Origin of the sequence: uncultured Algoriphagus sp. (assembly GCF_963974835.1) — a bacterium.
GTDB lineage: Bacteria > Bacteroidota > Bacteroidia > Cytophagales > Cyclobacteriaceae > Algoriphagus.
In genome coordinates this window covers 1-14,707 of the sequence record NZ_CAXBET010000021.1, presented here as the reverse complement: position 1 = coordinate 14,707, position 14,707 = coordinate 1, and the positions used below count along the sequence as shown (strand labels likewise).

General features: G+C 39.6%; 14 protein-coding genes. 9 read left to right on the top strand and 5 right to left on the bottom strand.

Going from position 1 to position 14,707, the window contains the following annotated elements; translation table 11 throughout:
- Positions 1–67: 67 nt before the first annotated feature.
- Positions 68–1,270 (bottom strand): pyridoxal phosphate-dependent aminotransferase, encoded by a 1,203-nt coding sequence (locus AACZ73_RS21945; RefSeq protein ID WP_339881060.1) that lies wholly within the window; start codon positions 1,268–1,270, stop codon positions 68–70.
- Between the two features lie 133 nt (positions 1,271–1,403).
- Between AACZ73_RS21945 and AACZ73_RS21940 the strand changes: the two genes are divergently transcribed.
- Positions 1,404–2,255, top strand: coding sequence for a hypothetical protein (locus tag AACZ73_RS21940; RefSeq protein ID WP_339881058.1), 852 nt, complete (start codon positions 1,404–1,406; stop codon positions 2,253–2,255).
- Between the two features lie 3 nt (positions 2,256–2,258).
- Here the strand turns inward: AACZ73_RS21940 and AACZ73_RS21935 are convergent, their stop codons facing one another.
- Both AACZ73_RS21935 and AACZ73_RS21930 read right to left on the bottom strand, forming a co-directional pair.
- The gene (locus tag AACZ73_RS21935; RefSeq protein ID WP_339881056.1) at positions 2,259–2,786 is read right to left on the bottom strand and encodes a YSC84-related protein; all 528 of its coding nucleotides are present in this window, start codon (positions 2,784–2,786) and stop codon (positions 2,259–2,261) included.
- Between the two features lie 33 nt (positions 2,787–2,819).
- Positions 2,820–3,176 (bottom strand): YraN family protein, encoded by a 357-nt coding sequence (locus tag AACZ73_RS21930; protein WP_339881054.1) that lies wholly within the window; start codon positions 3,174–3,176, stop codon positions 2,820–2,822.
- A gap of 85 nt (positions 3,177–3,261) precedes the next feature.
- Here AACZ73_RS21930 and lipB point away from each other — a divergent pair, with 85 nt between their 5' ends.
- From lipB to AACZ73_RS21900, 6 genes are read left to right on the top strand one after another with little or no spacing between them, the layout of a single operon-like run.
- The gene (gene lipB, locus AACZ73_RS21925) at positions 3,262–3,987 is read left to right on the top strand and encodes a lipoyl(octanoyl) transferase LipB (RefSeq protein ID WP_339881052.1); all 726 of its coding nucleotides are present in this window, start codon (positions 3,262–3,264) and stop codon (positions 3,985–3,987) included.
- Positions 3,984–4,385, top strand: a complete 402-nt coding sequence (locus AACZ73_RS21920) for a hypothetical protein (RefSeq protein ID WP_339881050.1) — start codon at positions 3,984–3,986, stop codon at positions 4,383–4,385. The genes lipB and AACZ73_RS21920 overlap by 4 nt, the downstream gene beginning before the upstream one ends.
- A gap of 9 nt (positions 4,386–4,394) precedes the next feature.
- Complete coding sequence (locus tag AACZ73_RS21915; protein WP_339881048.1) at positions 4,395–5,144, top strand: 3'-5' exonuclease; 750 nt, start codon at positions 4,395–4,397, stop codon at positions 5,142–5,144.
- Between the two features lie 53 nt (positions 5,145–5,197).
- Entirely contained in the window at positions 5,198–7,399 is a 2,202-nt protein-coding gene (rnr, locus tag AACZ73_RS21910) for a ribonuclease R (RefSeq protein ID WP_339881047.1), read from the top strand.
- Positions 7,362–8,363 carry a polyprenyl synthetase family protein gene (locus tag AACZ73_RS21905; protein WP_339881045.1) on the top strand — a complete coding sequence of 334 codons (1,002 nt, stop codon included), beginning with the start codon at positions 7,362–7,364 and terminating at the stop codon, positions 8,361–8,363. Before rnr ends, AACZ73_RS21905 begins: the two co-directional genes overlap by 38 nt.
- Positions 8,364–8,993, top strand: coding sequence for a rhomboid family intramembrane serine protease (locus AACZ73_RS21900; protein ID WP_339881043.1), 630 nt, complete (start codon positions 8,364–8,366; stop codon positions 8,991–8,993).
- Between the two features lie 283 nt (positions 8,994–9,276).
- Here the strand turns inward: AACZ73_RS21900 and rpmA are convergent, their stop codons facing one another.
- Together rpmA and rplU are read right to left on the bottom strand one after the other, a co-directional pair.
- Positions 9,277–9,537, bottom strand: a complete 261-nt coding sequence (gene rpmA / locus AACZ73_RS21895; protein WP_111613356.1) for a 50S ribosomal protein L27 — start codon at positions 9,535–9,537, stop codon at positions 9,277–9,279.
- Between the two features lie 34 nt (positions 9,538–9,571).
- Positions 9,572–9,883 (bottom strand): 50S ribosomal protein L21, encoded by a 312-nt coding sequence (rplU, locus tag AACZ73_RS21890; RefSeq protein ID WP_339881040.1) that lies wholly within the window; start codon positions 9,881–9,883, stop codon positions 9,572–9,574.
- A 578-nt stretch (positions 9,884–10,461) separates the two neighbouring features.
- Here rplU and AACZ73_RS21885 point away from each other — a divergent pair.
- Positions 10,462–11,442 carry a ribonucleotide-diphosphate reductase subunit beta gene (locus AACZ73_RS21885; protein WP_339881038.1) on the top strand — a complete coding sequence of 327 codons (981 nt, stop codon included), beginning with the start codon at positions 10,462–10,464 and terminating at the stop codon, positions 11,440–11,442.
- A gap of 42 nt (positions 11,443–11,484) precedes the next feature.
- Positions 11,485–13,884 carry a ribonucleoside-diphosphate reductase subunit alpha gene (locus tag AACZ73_RS21880; protein WP_339881036.1) on the top strand — a complete coding sequence of 800 codons (2,400 nt, stop codon included), beginning with the start codon at positions 11,485–11,487 and terminating at the stop codon, positions 13,882–13,884.
- Positions 13,885–14,707: the final 823 nt, after the last annotated feature.

Genomic DNA, 14,707 nt, shown 5'->3' with positions numbered 1-14,707 from the left:
AAAAATAAGTCTTTCTGGTTAGGCAAAAAATAACCCCGACTATTGCCGGGGTAAAGAGTTGTTTTTATTAAGCTAATTCGCCTAGGGCTTTTTTCATTCTGCCAAGAGCATCTACCAGCTCCTCGTCGGAAGCTGCATAAGAAAGTCTGATACAATCCCGAGCTCCAAATGCTGCTCCAGTTACTAAAGAAACATGAGCTTCAGCTAAAAGGTAAAGACAAAGATCATCTGCATCTTTCACATCGTGTCCTTTAGCTGACTTGCCAAAGAAAGCAGTCACATCTGGGAAGAAATAGAACGCTCCCTCTGGCACGTGCGTTTTGATACCAGGAATATCACGAAGTAAATCCAATACCAAACCTCTTCTTCTTAAATAAGCATCAGCCATTTCAGTAGTTGGAGTCTGATCACCAGAAATACCAGCTAAAGCAGCTCTTTGAGCAATACCTGTGCCTCCAGAAGTGAACTGACCTTGAATTTTCTCCACTGCTTTTGCCATCCAAACAGGCGCACAGATATAACCAACTCTCCAGCCGGTCATTGCATAACCTTTTGAAAATCCATTCACGGTAATTGTTCTTTCGAACATTCCTGGGAATGATGCGATGCTGTAATTTCTACCAGCAAAGTTGATTTTCTCATAGATCTCATCAGCGATCACCATGACGTTTTCATGCTTTTTCACCACATCAGCGATAGCTTCTAGTTCCTGCTTGCTGAATACTGATCCAGTAGGATTACATGGAGAAGAATAGATAACACCTTTAGTCTTTGGAGTGATTGCAGCCTCCAATTGAGCAGCAGTAGCCTTGAAGTTGTTTTCCAAAGTACCTTCGATCAATACGGGAACTCCGCCTGCCAACTTGATGATTTCGGCATAACTCACCCAGTATGGAGAGAAAATAACTACTTCATCACCTTCATTGATCATGCACATAAATACATTGGCAATGGAATGCTTCGCTCCGGTTGAAACAACTACATTTTCAGCTTTAGCTTCAGCGATTTCATTTTCTTCACGAAGCTTCTTTGCGATAGCTTCTCTCAGATCCTGGTAACCTGCTACGGGAGGATATGAAAAGTACTTTCCTTCGTCGATTGCATCTTTTGCAGCCACTTGGATATGCTTTGGAGTTTTGAAGTCAGGCTCACCTAAACTAAGGCCGATGATGTCAATTCCTTGCGATTTCAGCTCTCTTGCTTTTTTTGCCATGGCAAGAGTGGCTGATTCCTCCATATTGATTATCCGGTCTGATAAAATAGAATTCATTGTTTGAGAGATTTTTTTACAAATTCCACAAAAGTAAAGAGAAGATTATAAAATCTAAACAATACTCTGGATTTGATCCCGAAATGTTATTTTTGGATAAAATACACCGAAGTAAATTGCGTTTTTATATATAATGAGTCGATTTTATATCAGTTTTCTATTTCTCCTTCTTTGTAACAGGGTTTCCTTTGCACAAAATGAAGAATCCGAAACCAAGTCAGATCCCGATTCCAGTGGTGTGGTAAACTCCAGGTTACTTCCTACGACTGTGCCATTGCTGCTTTTTGATGACTCAAAAGAGAAGGAAGAAAAAAAGGAGAAAAAGAAGAAAGCACGCAAAAATGAATGGTTTGGAATTAAGACCCGTAAAGGGTATACCCGCCAGGAAATTCGTGGGCAGCAGATCTCAGAATATTTTAATTTCACTGATGAAGAAAGACGACAAGACCCTTATATCAGAGATGTATATTGGTTTGACACTCAAGAGCGCAACATCAAAAGCAAAGATTATAAAGCAGGGAAAGGTTATCTCCTTCATGGACCTTACGAACGTGTGGTCAATGAGGAAGTAGTGGAAAGTGGCATGTTTTACTATGGCACCAAGCACAAAACATGGATGCTATACGATGGAAATAATGTGCTTCAAGATAAAAATCACTTTGAAGCTGGCTGGCCACGGGAATCACGAACTCGATATTTTGATCAATCCTCAAAAACCATCCAGGAGATAATTCCTGTTCAGTATGGGTTGGAAGAAGGAAATTACTTTTACTTCTATGAGGATAAACAAGTAGCTGTAACCGGAGAATATCAATACGGAGAAAAAGTTGGGCTCTGGACAGAATACTGGGATTATAACAATACAAAAGCTGTCAGAAAACGGGAAATCCAATATCAGGAAACTGCTTATACAAAAAATTTCCGCCCTTACATTCGTGCTGAATGGGATAAGGACGGAAATCTGGTGTATCGAAAAGACAATTAAATCTTAATTCTCTCTGAATTTGAACTGCTGACCTCCTACTGAGGCTTCATACATTAATCCGCCTTTGGTGCGGGTAAATACTGCTACTCCATCTACATACTTTGCATTTAAGGAAGCTCCAGAAGCTGCAGCGACTGCGGAAACCTGAGCAGACATTTCCACTTTACTGTTTTTAAATCGATCAAATGCTTCCTTATTTTCGAAGAAAACAATTTCGGAATAAGCTTGACCACCTGCCTGAAAACCTATGGTAACTTGAGTCATTTTCGCATACCCGACTTTGTTTCCACCTTGGTAAGCCACTCCGTTTCCAGCCGCTCCACCGACACCAAATCCTCCTTTACCTACATTTGGCAAAATAATATAACCATAGGATGAGTCAAAAAAACTCTCCATACTAGGATCGTCTTCCAGAAAATCAGTTTTTGCTTCTATCGCGTCTTCCTCAATTCTCTGATCTTTTTTTGCATCCTGCGCAAAAGTTACCATTGCCATTAAGGCAAAAATGAAAGTCACTGTTACTTTTTTCATAATTTCTATTTTAAAATTTAATTGGGGTGTTGTTTAATAAAAAGCATCTTCAAAATGCCTAAAATTGATTTTACCTGTTCGGTCTTTGTAAACGCCTATTATATCAAAGCGGATATCCTGATGCCAATCATTTTCAAAAATGTAATGATCCGCAGCTTTTATAAGCAATTTACGTTTAACCGAATCGACAAACTCCTCAGCAAATCCAAAGCCAGTACCTGATCTAAACTTTACTTCAACAAAAATTAACAGTCCACGATGCTTTACAATCAAATCTATCTCGGCATGGCCAAATCTGTAATTTCGACCTATTAATTCATACCCATTACCCACCAGCCAGTCCGCGGCTAATTGCTCTGCTAGTTTTCCGGAATCGTTGTGCTCAGCCATCTTGGATATTTGTTTAATTTTGAAAAATCAATGAACGAACTCGTTTTGAGTTCAGTTGAAAAGTAAATCCCTCGGGACTAGCCGAATGAATGAAATTATCAATAAAAAAGTAGAATTCCGAGACCTGGGAAAGCTGGATTATCAGCAATCTTGGGGCTATCAGGAAAAACTCTTTGCTGAAACTGTAGCGCTGAAAATCAGCAATCGTCCTTTGCCCCCAGCCGACCAAGCACCAAGTAAAAACTACATACTATTTGTAGAACACCCACATGTCTATACGCTGGGAAAAAGTGGCAAAGAAGAGAACCTACTTTTGGATGAAAAAGGGCTGGAAAAGCACCAAGCACTGTATTATAAAATCAATCGTGGCGGAGACATTACCTATCATGGCCCTGGACAATTAGTGGGCTATCCGATTTTAGACTTGGATAATTTCTTCACTGACATTCACAAATACCTAAGATTTCTGGAAGAAGCAATCATTTTGACGTTGGCGGATTACGGAATAGAAGCGGGAAGAATCGATGGGTTAACAGGGGTTTGGATTGATCATTTGGAACAGAAAAACCCAAGAAAAATCTGCGCAATGGGCGTAAAGTCTAGTCGCTGGGTGACTATGCATGGTTTCGCGTTCAACGTCAACACCGACATCAGCTATTTTGGACACATCATCCCATGTGGCATCGATGACAAAGCTGTCACCTCCCTTCATCTGGAGCTTGGCCGACCTGTGGAAATGCAAGAAGTCAAAGGTCGAGTGAAGCAGCATTTGATCGAATTATTTGAAATGGAGAGTATAGAAGAAATATGAAGAAAGACATAGATTTCAGTCCTGTGACTGGAGTAAAGCTGGCGATAGCAAAGGAAGAAACAGCCACAGGAACTGAATGGGCCGTTTACATTATCAACTTAAATTTAATCGAGTTGAGAAATGTGATGATTACTTCAAAAGGGTATGGCGAAATAAATGGGGAAGTAAAAAAGACATCCACACTTCGCCATATGCTGGAAGAGCTTGGTGAGCAATCAGTAGCCAAAGTAGAACCCATAGATCCAGCAGTATTTGTTTTAAACAATGAGTTTTGGGTGAGTTACTACATAATGGATCAGATTTTTGATAAAAAGTTTATCTTTACTTCAGGCAGTTTCGATCCTGGATTCATAAAGATGATTCCCGAAATTGGCCTGGAAGGAGTTCTCCACGCATAATAACCGCTTATGGCAGATTTTTTTGATCAATTGAATGATATCCTGTTTCTAGATATAGAGACTGCTTCGTTAACTGAAAAATTCGAAGAACTGCCCGAGCGAATTCAAGGTGAATGGCTTAAAAAAGAACGGCTAATTCACACGGATGATGGCATTCATGATCCTGGAGACTTGTACTTTGATCGAGCAGGAATTCATGCCGAATTTGGGCAAGTAGTGTGTGTTGGAGTTGGCTATTTCCAATGGAAAAAGAAGGACAAAAAACTGGCGTTCAGATCGAAATGTTACGCACATGAAGATGAACGGGAACTTCTTTTGGAGTTTAATGCTTTGTTAGAGAAGAAAAAATGGATTCTTTGCGCTCACAACGGTAAGGAATTTGATTTTCCATACCTCTGCCGTAGAATGCTAATCAATGGAGTAGCTTTGCCGGAGCCTTTACAGATCTCAGGGAAAAAGCCCTGGGAAGTTCGCCATCTTGATACGATGGAACTTTGGAAGTTTGGAGACTATAAACACTACACCCGCTTGGAGCTTTTAGCTTCAGTTTTTGGAATTCCATCTTCAAAAGATGATCTTGACGGAAGTCAGGTCAACACTACTTTTCATCTGGAAAAAGACGTAGAAAAAATCAAAAAATATTGCCTGAGAGATGTGGAAGTCACAGCTCGAGTATATATGGCTATGCATCCGCAATCGGATGACTTAGAAATAGAAATCATCCATTTAGAAAATTCAACAAAAGATCACAAAGATTAATGGGCGCAGGGACATAAATCTTTTTACCTTAACCCTAATCAACAACCCAAAACATGGGAAGAAAATCTAACAAGAAAAACACCACTAAAAATAGAGGTGGAAAGCAAACAGACGCAGCCAGCTTGGCACGTCGCATCCTTCAATTTTTAGATGCACATTTTGGAGAGGAATTTAACTCCAAGCAGATTATTAAGAAACTCGAAATCAGAGATGCCCTTACTAAAGGTGGCGTCGAGCCTGTACTAAGTAAATTAGTCGAAGCAGGTTCAGTTTCTCGAAATCCAAGAAATTATTACTCATCCACCCAAGATCCTGAGTTTATCGAAGGAATCGTGGACTTTGTAAATCCTAGATTTGCTTTTATCGTACCACTCGACCCCGAGAAGGTAGATGGAGATATTTTGGTCAAAGAGGCTGATATGAAACAAGCGCTCGATGGTGACAAAGTCCGTGTGATGGTCTATCCTCTCAAAGGAAAAACCGGTCGAGTAGAAGGTAAAGTACTGGAAGTTGTACAAAGAAGCAGAGACGAATTTGTAGGCCGAGTGGAAATATCACCTCGTTTTGCATTTATAGTTCCTGACTTTAAGAAAATGCACAAGGACATCTTCGTTCATAGAGGAGATTTGCACGGTGCTCAGCATGGTGAAAAAGTAGTAGTAAAACTCACCGAGTGGAGAGAAGGTGATAAAAATCCAACCGGTGAAGTGACACGTGTCCTTGGAAAAGCAGGTGAACATGAAGTGGAAATACATTCCATCATGGCTGAATTCGGATTACCATTCGAGTATCCAGAGGAACCAGAGAAAGAAGCTGAGGCAATTTCAGAGAAGATCACTGCCAAAGAAATCAAGAAAAGAAAGGATTTCAGAGATGTATTGACTTTCACCATTGATCCGGCAGATGCTAAGGATTTTGATGATGCTATTTCCTATAGAAAACTGGAAAATGGTAATCATGAAATTGGTGTTCACATCGCAGATGTTACTCACTACGTCCAACCAAAAACGGCTTTAGAAAAAGAGGCTTATAATAGAGCTACTTCTGTTTACTTAGTAGATAGAACCATTCCTATGCTTCCTGAGCGATTGAGTAATGGACTTTGTTCACTTCGACCTCATGAAGACAAATTGACCTTTGCCTGTGTATTCGAAGTCGATGATGAAGCAAATGTGAAAAAGCATTGGATTGGTAGAACTGTCATCCACTCGGATAGAAGATATGCCTATGAAGATGCGCAGGAAAATATTGACACTCAATCTGGCGACTACTTTGAGGAATTGACTTTGCTAAATGTCATGGCAAAGAAAATCCGTCAGCGTAGATTCAAGCATGGAGCTGTCAACTTTGAAACAGTAGAAGTCAAATTTAAGCTAGATGAAAAAGGCACACCACTTGGCTTGATGATCAAAGAGCGAAAAGACATCCATAAGCTTATTGAAGAGTTTATGCTCTTGGCAAACAAATACGTTGCGGAATTCATTTTCAATAAGAATAAAGGAAAGGACACCTTTGTTTATCGTACGCATGATTCTCCGGACATGGAGCGTCTGGATACATTCTCTGGCTTTGCGAAGCGATTTGGTCATGAGTTCGAAATCGAGAATGAGAGAACTATCTCCACTGCGCTAAACAAATTAATGGAGGAGATTCAGGGTAAACCTGAGCAAAATGTTCTCGAACAATTGGCGATTCGCAGTATGGCTAAAGCCAAATACACCACTGAGCCAAAAGGGCACTTTGGACTCGCATTCGCACACTATTCGCACTTTACCTCTCCTATCCGTAGATATCCGGATATGATGGTGCATAGGCTACTCGAGTTATATCTTGATAATGGGAAATCTCCGGATGCAGAAGACTGGGAGCAAAAATGTGTGCATTCTTCCGAGCGTGAAAAACGCGCCGCAGATGCTGAAAGAGCCTCCATCAAATACAAGCAAGTAGAGTTCATGTCTCTTGCTGAAGACAAAGATTACGAGGGAATTGTAGCTGGAGTCACGGAGTGGGGTGTTTTTGTAGAAATCACAGAAACCAAGTGTGAAGGCATGATCCGTGTCCAGGACATGGATGACGATTACTACGATTTCGATCAGAAAAACATGCGTTTGATTGGCTCTAAAACAAAAAAAATGATCACTTTGGGCGACAAAGTGAAGGTCAGAGTAGTTAACACTGATATTGACCGTAGAACGATAGATTTGGAATTTGCAGATAATGACAGAAAAAAGCCACGCGCACGCGTTGTTAGGTAAGCTGGAGAATTATATCCAGAATGAATTTCCGACAGATGCCGGAATAGGGAAATCACCCAGAGAACTTTATGAACCAATAACTTACATCCTAAGCTTAGACGGAAAGAGAATCCGTCCTTTGCTTAGTTTATTGGCTTATGGCATCTACAAGACTAACCCAGAAGCCATTCTTAGCCAGGCAGCGGCGGTAGAAGTTTTTCACAACTTCACCCTGATGCATGACGATATCATGGACGACGCACCCTTGAGAAGAGGAAAAGACGCCGTTCATGTGAAATGGGATAAAAACGTTGCCATTCTTTCAGGTGATGTGATGCTGGTGAAAGCTTACGATCTGCTCCTACCTACAGATGCCGACAAACTTGGACATGTCATTAGGCTATTCAACAAAACAGCAGCTGAGGTATGTGAAGGACAGCAATTCGATATGAATTTCGAATCCTTAGCGTCTGTTAACGAGGACGAATACTTAAATATGATTCGCTTGAAAACGGCCGTGCTTCTTGGATTTGCGTTGCAAATGGGGGCCTTACTTGCAGGAGCAGAAAAAGGAGATGCTCAAAAATTGTATGATTTTGGGGTTAACATCGGTGTTGGCTTTCAGCTGAAAGACGACCTACTAGATGTCTTTGCTGATCAAGCCAAATTTGGTAAGCAGGTGGGTGGAGATATCATCTCCAATAAAAAGACCTTCCTTTTGATCAAAGCCTTGGAGCTGGCAAAGGGCGAAGATGCTGAAGAATTAAATTTTTGGATCGCTCAAAAGGATTTCGACAAAGAAGAAAAGGTAAAAGCAGTTAGAGCGATATATGAAAAGATTGGCATCAAAGCGATAGCTGAAGTCAAAATGAATTCCTATTTCGAAGCTGGGTTTGCCCAGTACGAAGCAATACATTTCAAAAACGCAGACTATTTCCTTGAACTTAAAAAAATCACTCAGGACTTAATTCACAGAGAAAAATAAATGGAATTATCAATTACAATTGTCCTGATTATTATCACAGCAATTAGCAGTTTTTATGGGATCAATAATGCAGCATTCATGGAGCGCTGCATGTTCATTCCTTACAAAATCAAGAGAAATGGACAGTGGGATCGATTCATTACTTCTGGATTTATCCATAAAGACTACATCCACCTTTTCTTCAACATGTTCACCTTTTACTTCTTTGGAGGAGTGGTTGAGCGAATACTTGCATACAAGTTCGGAGTAGTAATGGGAGGAGCAGTGTATATCCTGTTCTATCTCTTAGGCATCATCATTTCAGATATACCTACTTATTTAAAGAATAAAGACAATAGCTATTACAGAGCGCTAGGCGCTTCAGGCGGAACAGCGGCTACAGTCTTCGCAAGTATCATTATTCTTCCGCTTTCAGATATTTGCTTATTCGGAATACTTTGCCTTCCTGGGTTTATTTTAGGTGTGCTTTTTCTCCTCTACTCTTATTTCAAAGGAAAAAACCAAGACGATGCGATCAATCATGATGCACACCTGTTCGGAGCAATTTTTGGGATAGTATTTATTCTAGTTATTTCTCCCGAAAGTGCGACAACATTTATAGATCAGGTATTGAGCTACAGACCTTTTTAAATCTAAACATTATCCCAACTGTCCGTCTGATATTGTATTAGTCGGGCTTTTTTATGTCAATGGGTGGCTTAAAAAAATTGCTCAGTTTGAACTTGGCAAATGAATAAAAACTCTTAATGAATAGCAATCTGAAAGATCCATTGAGATTTAGACTAAGCAGGTTCTATAACCAATAAGATATTAAGAGTAGATTAAAACTTAAGATATGCTCACTGTTGTTTAAAAAAAGCATAAAAAAAGCTCCTTCGGATGAAGGAGCTTTCGAGTTGGTTGGTTGCTTAACTTAAGCTTCTGCTGGCAATACGCTCACGTATGATCTGCCATCAAACTTCTTTCTGAAGGTAACTACTCCATCAGATGTGGCGAACAAGGTATGATCTTTACCAAGTCCCACATTCTCACCTGGGTGATGCTTAGTACCTCTTTGTCTTACGATGATATTACCAGCGATCACTACTTCGCCACCAAATTTCTTAACACCCAATCTCTTGGATTGTGAGTCTCTACCGTTTCTGGAACTACCGACGCCTTTCTTATGTGCCATGGTTATATTCTTTTATAGTCTTCGAAAAGAAAACTTAGAGTGAAATTGTTTCTATCAATACTTTAGTGAAGTCTTGTCTATGACCGTTCTTCTTCTTGTAGCCCTTACGACGCTTCTTTTTGAAGACGATGACTTTATCACCTTTTACATGATCTAGGACTTTCCCAGATACCAATGCTCCTTTTAAAAGGGGAGCTCCTACGGACACAGATCCATCAGCTTCTGCTAATAGTACCTGGTCGAATTCCACGGAAGCGCCAGTTTCTAAGTCTAGCTTTGGAGCATAGACGAACTGATCTTTTGTTACTTTGAACTGCTTACCTGCGATGTTTACAATTGCGTACATATTTCTTGATTCTTTTGAAATCGGAGTGCAAATATAGGAAAGTTGATTGGAACAAAAAAACAGGCTTTCAAAATATTATTGACATGGGAAATCCTACTTATGCTCCATTCTCAAATTTTTCTAAAAATCGCCTTAATAATTCCCTGATAAAAGACAATTTTAAACTAAAATCATTTGGAAAATAATACCTGAATTTCGGGCAACATACTGACGTTCAAAATATTGAAAAGCATTTTTTGAAACATCAAATACTTGAACTTTATTCAATTATCAGCTTGAATTTTGGTTGAAAATGTTTTTTGGATTTATTTCAAATTATTTCAAACCCTCAAAAACAGCCCATTTGATTAATCCAAAGATGCATATAGAGTTGTATAAATAACTTATAAATAAATATTTATAAATTTATTGACTATTGTTCAGAAATCATTATAAACTGCCACTCCACTTGTTTTATTTCCCAATTTTGATCTACATATTTGTTCTAAGGCTGTTCTGAAAAGGCAGCCTTTCTTATCCCCGCCGCGGGTTAAGTCTCAAAAAGAGCAAATTAAATACGCTTAAAAAAATCTATAGGCATGCAGTACGAACCAATATTAGAAGAGAATAAGAATCGCTTTGTTTTATTTCCGATCCAGCACAATGACATCTGGCAATATTATAAGAAAGCAGAAGCTAGCTTTTGGACTGCCGAGGAGATTGACTTAGGACAAGATATGGTGGATTGGAAAGCTTTGAACGATGGTGAGCGTCATTTCATCTCACACGTTCTAGCATTTTTCGCTGCCAGTGATGGAATCGTAAACGAAAACCTAGCTGAGCACTTTGTAGCCGAGGTTCAGTATACAGAGGCTAAATTTTTCTACGGTTTTCAGATTGCGATGGAAAACATTCACTCTGAAACATACAGCCTACTTATTGATACGTATATAAAAGATGCTGTCGAACGCGATAAATTACTCAATGCGATTGAGCATATTGACTGTGTGAAGAAAAAGGCTGATTGGGCTTTGAGATGGATTGACAATGGAAATTTCCAGGAGCGTCTGATCGCTTTTGCAGCTGTAGAGGGTATTTTCTTCTCCGGCTCATTTTGCTCCATTTTCTGGCTCAAGAAGAGAGGCTTGATGCCGGGCCTTACTTTCTCCAATGAATTGATTTCCCGTGACGAAGGATTGCATTGCGATTTTGCCTGTCACCTATATACCCAGCATTTAAACAATCAATTACCAAAAGAAACGGTAAGGGAAATCATCAAAGATGCTGTAGAGATCGAAAAAGAATTTGTCACTGATGCGCTGCCGGTAAGATTAATCGGTATGAATTCTGATTTGATGTGTCAATACATTGAGTTTGTTGCTGATAGACTTTTAGCGGAATTAGAATGTGAAAAAATCTGGAACAGTACGAATCCATTTGATTTCATGGATATGATTTCGCTTCAGGGTAAAACCAACTTCTTTGAAAAAAGAGTTGGTGATTATCAAAAAGCCGGAGTTATGAAATCTAATGAAGGGTCTGATGATTCACCAAGGTTCTCCATTGGTGAAGACTTCTAATAACCCAAACTTTTTTATCAACCTAAAAATCCCAAATAAGAAATGCTAGTATTAAAAAGAGACGGAAGGAGAGAATCAGTACGATTCGATAAAATCACAACCAGAATCGAGAACCTTTGCTATGAGCTCGATCCAAGATTTATTCAGCCGATCGACGTTGCCAAAAAGGTAATTGATGGGCTATATGATGGAGTATCTACTACAGAGCTAGATAACTTGGCCGCTGAAGTGTGTGCTTCACTTACTGTAAAGCACCCAGACTATGCAATCTTGGCAGCAAGGATCGCTATCTCAAACCTTCATAAAACTACCAGTCAGTCTTTTTCAAATACCATGAAAAGGCTCTATACCCACGTTAATCCAAAGACTGATGAAAATGCAGCTTTGCTAGATCCTGAGGTATATGGCATCATTAAGAATAACGCAGCAAAACTAGATGCGGCAATCGATTACAAAAGGGATTTTGGGTATGATTATTTTGGATTCAAAACCTTGGAGAGAAGTTACTTGATCCGTTTGAATGGTAAAGTAGTAGAACGTCCTCAGCATATGTTGATGAGAGTGGCCGTTGGGATCCACAAAGAGGACATGGAGTCAGTAATCGAGACTTACAACCTTCTTTCTGAAAAGTGGTTCACACACGCTACTCCTACCCTTTTCAATGCTGGTACTCCGAAACCCCAGCTTTCGTCATGCTTCCTTCTTACAATGAAAGATGACAGTATAGATGGGATCTATGACACGTTAAAGCAATGTGCGAAGATCTCCCAGTCTGCTGGAGGTATTGGTCTTTCTATTCACCATGTGAGAGCTAAAGGCTCCTACATTAAGGGTACAAATGGAGTTTCTAATGGTATTGTACCAATGCTGAGAAACTTTGACATGACAGCCCGCTATGTGGATCAAGGTGGAGGGAAAAGAAAAGGCAGCTTTGCTATTTACTTAGAACCTTGGCATGCAGATATCAAGGATTTCTTGGAGCTGAAGAGAAATCATGGTAAGGAAGAGATGAGAGCTAGAGATTTGTTCTATGCACTTTGGATTCCAGATCTTTTCATGAAGCGCGTTGAGCAAAACCTAGAGTGGTCACTTTTCTGTCCACACGAGGCACCAGGACTTTCTGAGTGCCATGGAGAAGAGTTCGAGAGACTTTATGAAAAGTACGAGAGAGAAGGTAAGGCACGTGAGACTATCAAAGCACAAGAGCTTTGGTTCGAAGTATTAGAATCTCAAATCGAGACAGGTACTCCATACATGCTTTATAAAGATGCAGCCAATGGTAAATCAAACCAGAAGAACCTTGGAACGATCAAGTCTTCTAACCTTTGTACAGAGATCATTGAGTACACTGCTCCAGATGAAGTAGCTGTTTGTAATTTGGCTTCTATTGCGCTTCCAAAATTTGTGACTCAAGGACCTGATGGAAAATTATTCTTTGACCATCAGAAACTATATGAAATCACCAAAGTGGCCACTAAAAACCTTAACAAGGTAATTGATGTGAACTACTACCCAGTTGAAGAAGCGAGAAGATCTAACTTCCGGCATCGTCCAATTGGTCTAGGAATACAAGGTCTTGCTGATGCATTTATTATGCTTCGTATGCCTTTCGATTCTCCAGAAGCTAAAGGATTGAATGAGGATATTTTCGAAACCATGTATTTTGCTGCGGTAGAAACTTCTATGGAGCTAGCAAAAGTTCAAGGTACATACGAGACTTATGAAGGATCTCCAGCTTCAAAAGGTGAGCTACAGTTTGACCTTTGGGGTGTGAAGCCAAAGTCCGGAAGATGGAATTGGGCTGAGGTAAAAGAGAAGATCAAGAAATACGGTATGAGAAACTCGCTGTTGATGGCTCCAATGCCTACAGCTTCTACTTCTCAAATCTTGGGTAACAATGAGTGCTTCGAGCCTTACACTTCTAATATCTACACTAGAAGAACCTTATCAGGCGAGTTCATTATTGTGAATAAGCACTTGATGAAAGATTTGATTGCACTTGGCCTTTGGGATGATACAATGAGAAATCGCTTGATATCTACTAACGGTTCTGTACAAAACGTACCAGGTATTCCTCAGCACATCAAAGATATTTACAAAACTGTTTGGGAGATTTCTCAGAAGATCATCATCGACATGGCTGCTGATAGAGGTGCGTATATCTGTCAGTCTCAAAGTATGAATGTATTCATGCAGGATCCTAACTTCGGCAAGTTGACATCTATGCATTTCTATGCTTGGAAAAAAGGTCTAAAAACTGGCATGTACTACCTAAGATCCCAAGCGGCTACAGCGGCTATTAAGTTCACACTTGATAAGACAGGATTTGAGCCAAAAGTCGACAAAGCTCAGCAAGAAATAGTTGAAGTTAAATCTCAAAAACAAGATGCAATTGCATGTTCTCTGGATGATCCAGATAATTGTGAAATGTGCGGCAGTTAATATCTATAGATCGATAATCACCAAAAAGCGCTTGAGACCTTCAAGCGCTTTTTTTATTCCTATAACTTAAATAATCTGAGAGTAGATAAGATCGTTAGAGAAGCCCTTAATAGCCTATGGTTTATACTGAGGTAAAATTCGGGATAGTGACATCATAACATATACTAGAGCATCTTACGCTTACAGTTAAGATATCCTACGGCAGAATAAAGATTCCAGAATTTGATCCAAATGAAAAACAGTTATTTCAAAAGAGAGCTCTATTAGATTCTGCTATGGGAATTTCCACGAGGTTATTTTAGCTCCTAATATGAATCCAGGAGAATTACTCCCGTTAAGAAACAGTAGCTTAGATGAAGCAAAAAAACAACTCATTGAGAATTTAATTGGTTATAATACATTTTTTAATTCAACCCCTGACGCCTGCCTTGTACATCCAAGATTCGGGAAATTGAATATTCAGAGTGGAAAAAGTTCCATCCAAAACACTTTAAGCATCACTTCGGACAGTTTGGGATTTGGGAATAAGAAAGCTTTATAAAATACTATCCACCTAATTATTCAAGAAACAATTTACCTACGACCTATAAAGGAGGTGGACAAGAATCTCACACCTAGTCTAAACAGAGACTATATAATATTCTTGAATAGAGTAAAAGCCATTTAGGATTAACCTCACAAGACTTTAAATTATTAAGGCCACTCTAGATACTTTTTGCTTTGGGTTGAGTGAGGTTTGTTAGGGTATACAGGATAGTCTTAAACGCAAAAAAGCCAGCTGTTTAAAGCTGGCTTTGGAATAAATGAGGCGGCGACCTACTCT

Excerpts from the sequence above, each read along its gene's own strand:
- AACZ73_RS21945 (WP_339881060.1), bottom strand. The coding sequence starts at position 1,270 with ATGAATTCTATTTTATCAGACCGGATAATCAATATGGAGGAATCAGCC.
- AACZ73_RS21940 (WP_339881058.1), top strand. The coding sequence starts at position 1,404 with ATGAGTCGATTTTATATCAGTTTTCTATTTCTCCTTCTTTGTAACAGG.
- AACZ73_RS21935 (WP_339881056.1), bottom strand. The coding sequence starts at position 2,786 with ATGAAAAAAGTAACAGTGACTTTCATTTTTGCCTTAATGGCAATGGTA.
- AACZ73_RS21930 (WP_339881054.1), bottom strand. The coding sequence starts at position 3,176 with ATGGCTGAGCACAACGATTCCGGAAAACTAGCAGAGCAATTAGCCGCG.
- lipB (WP_339881052.1), top strand. The coding sequence starts at position 3,262 with ATGAATGAAATTATCAATAAAAAAGTAGAATTCCGAGACCTGGGAAAG.
- AACZ73_RS21920 (WP_339881050.1), top strand. The coding sequence starts at position 3,984 with ATGAAGAAAGACATAGATTTCAGTCCTGTGACTGGAGTAAAGCTGGCG.
- AACZ73_RS21915 (WP_339881048.1), top strand. The coding sequence starts at position 4,395 with ATGGCAGATTTTTTTGATCAATTGAATGATATCCTGTTTCTAGATATA.
- rnr (WP_339881047.1), top strand. The coding sequence starts at position 5,198 with ATGGGAAGAAAATCTAACAAGAAAAACACCACTAAAAATAGAGGTGGA.
- AACZ73_RS21905 (WP_339881045.1), top strand. The coding sequence starts at position 7,362 with ATGACAGAAAAAAGCCACGCGCACGCGTTGTTAGGTAAGCTGGAGAAT.
- AACZ73_RS21900 (WP_339881043.1), top strand. The coding sequence starts at position 8,364 with ATGGAATTATCAATTACAATTGTCCTGATTATTATCACAGCAATTAGC.
- rpmA (WP_111613356.1), bottom strand. The coding sequence starts at position 9,537 with ATGGCACATAAGAAAGGCGTCGGTAGTTCCAGAAACGGTAGAGACTCA.
- rplU (WP_339881040.1), bottom strand. The coding sequence starts at position 9,883 with ATGTACGCAATTGTAAACATCGCAGGTAAGCAGTTCAAAGTAACAAAA.
- AACZ73_RS21885 (WP_339881038.1), top strand. The coding sequence starts at position 10,462 with ATGCAGTACGAACCAATATTAGAAGAGAATAAGAATCGCTTTGTTTTA.
- AACZ73_RS21880 (WP_339881036.1), top strand. The coding sequence starts at position 11,485 with ATGCTAGTATTAAAAAGAGACGGAAGGAGAGAATCAGTACGATTCGAT.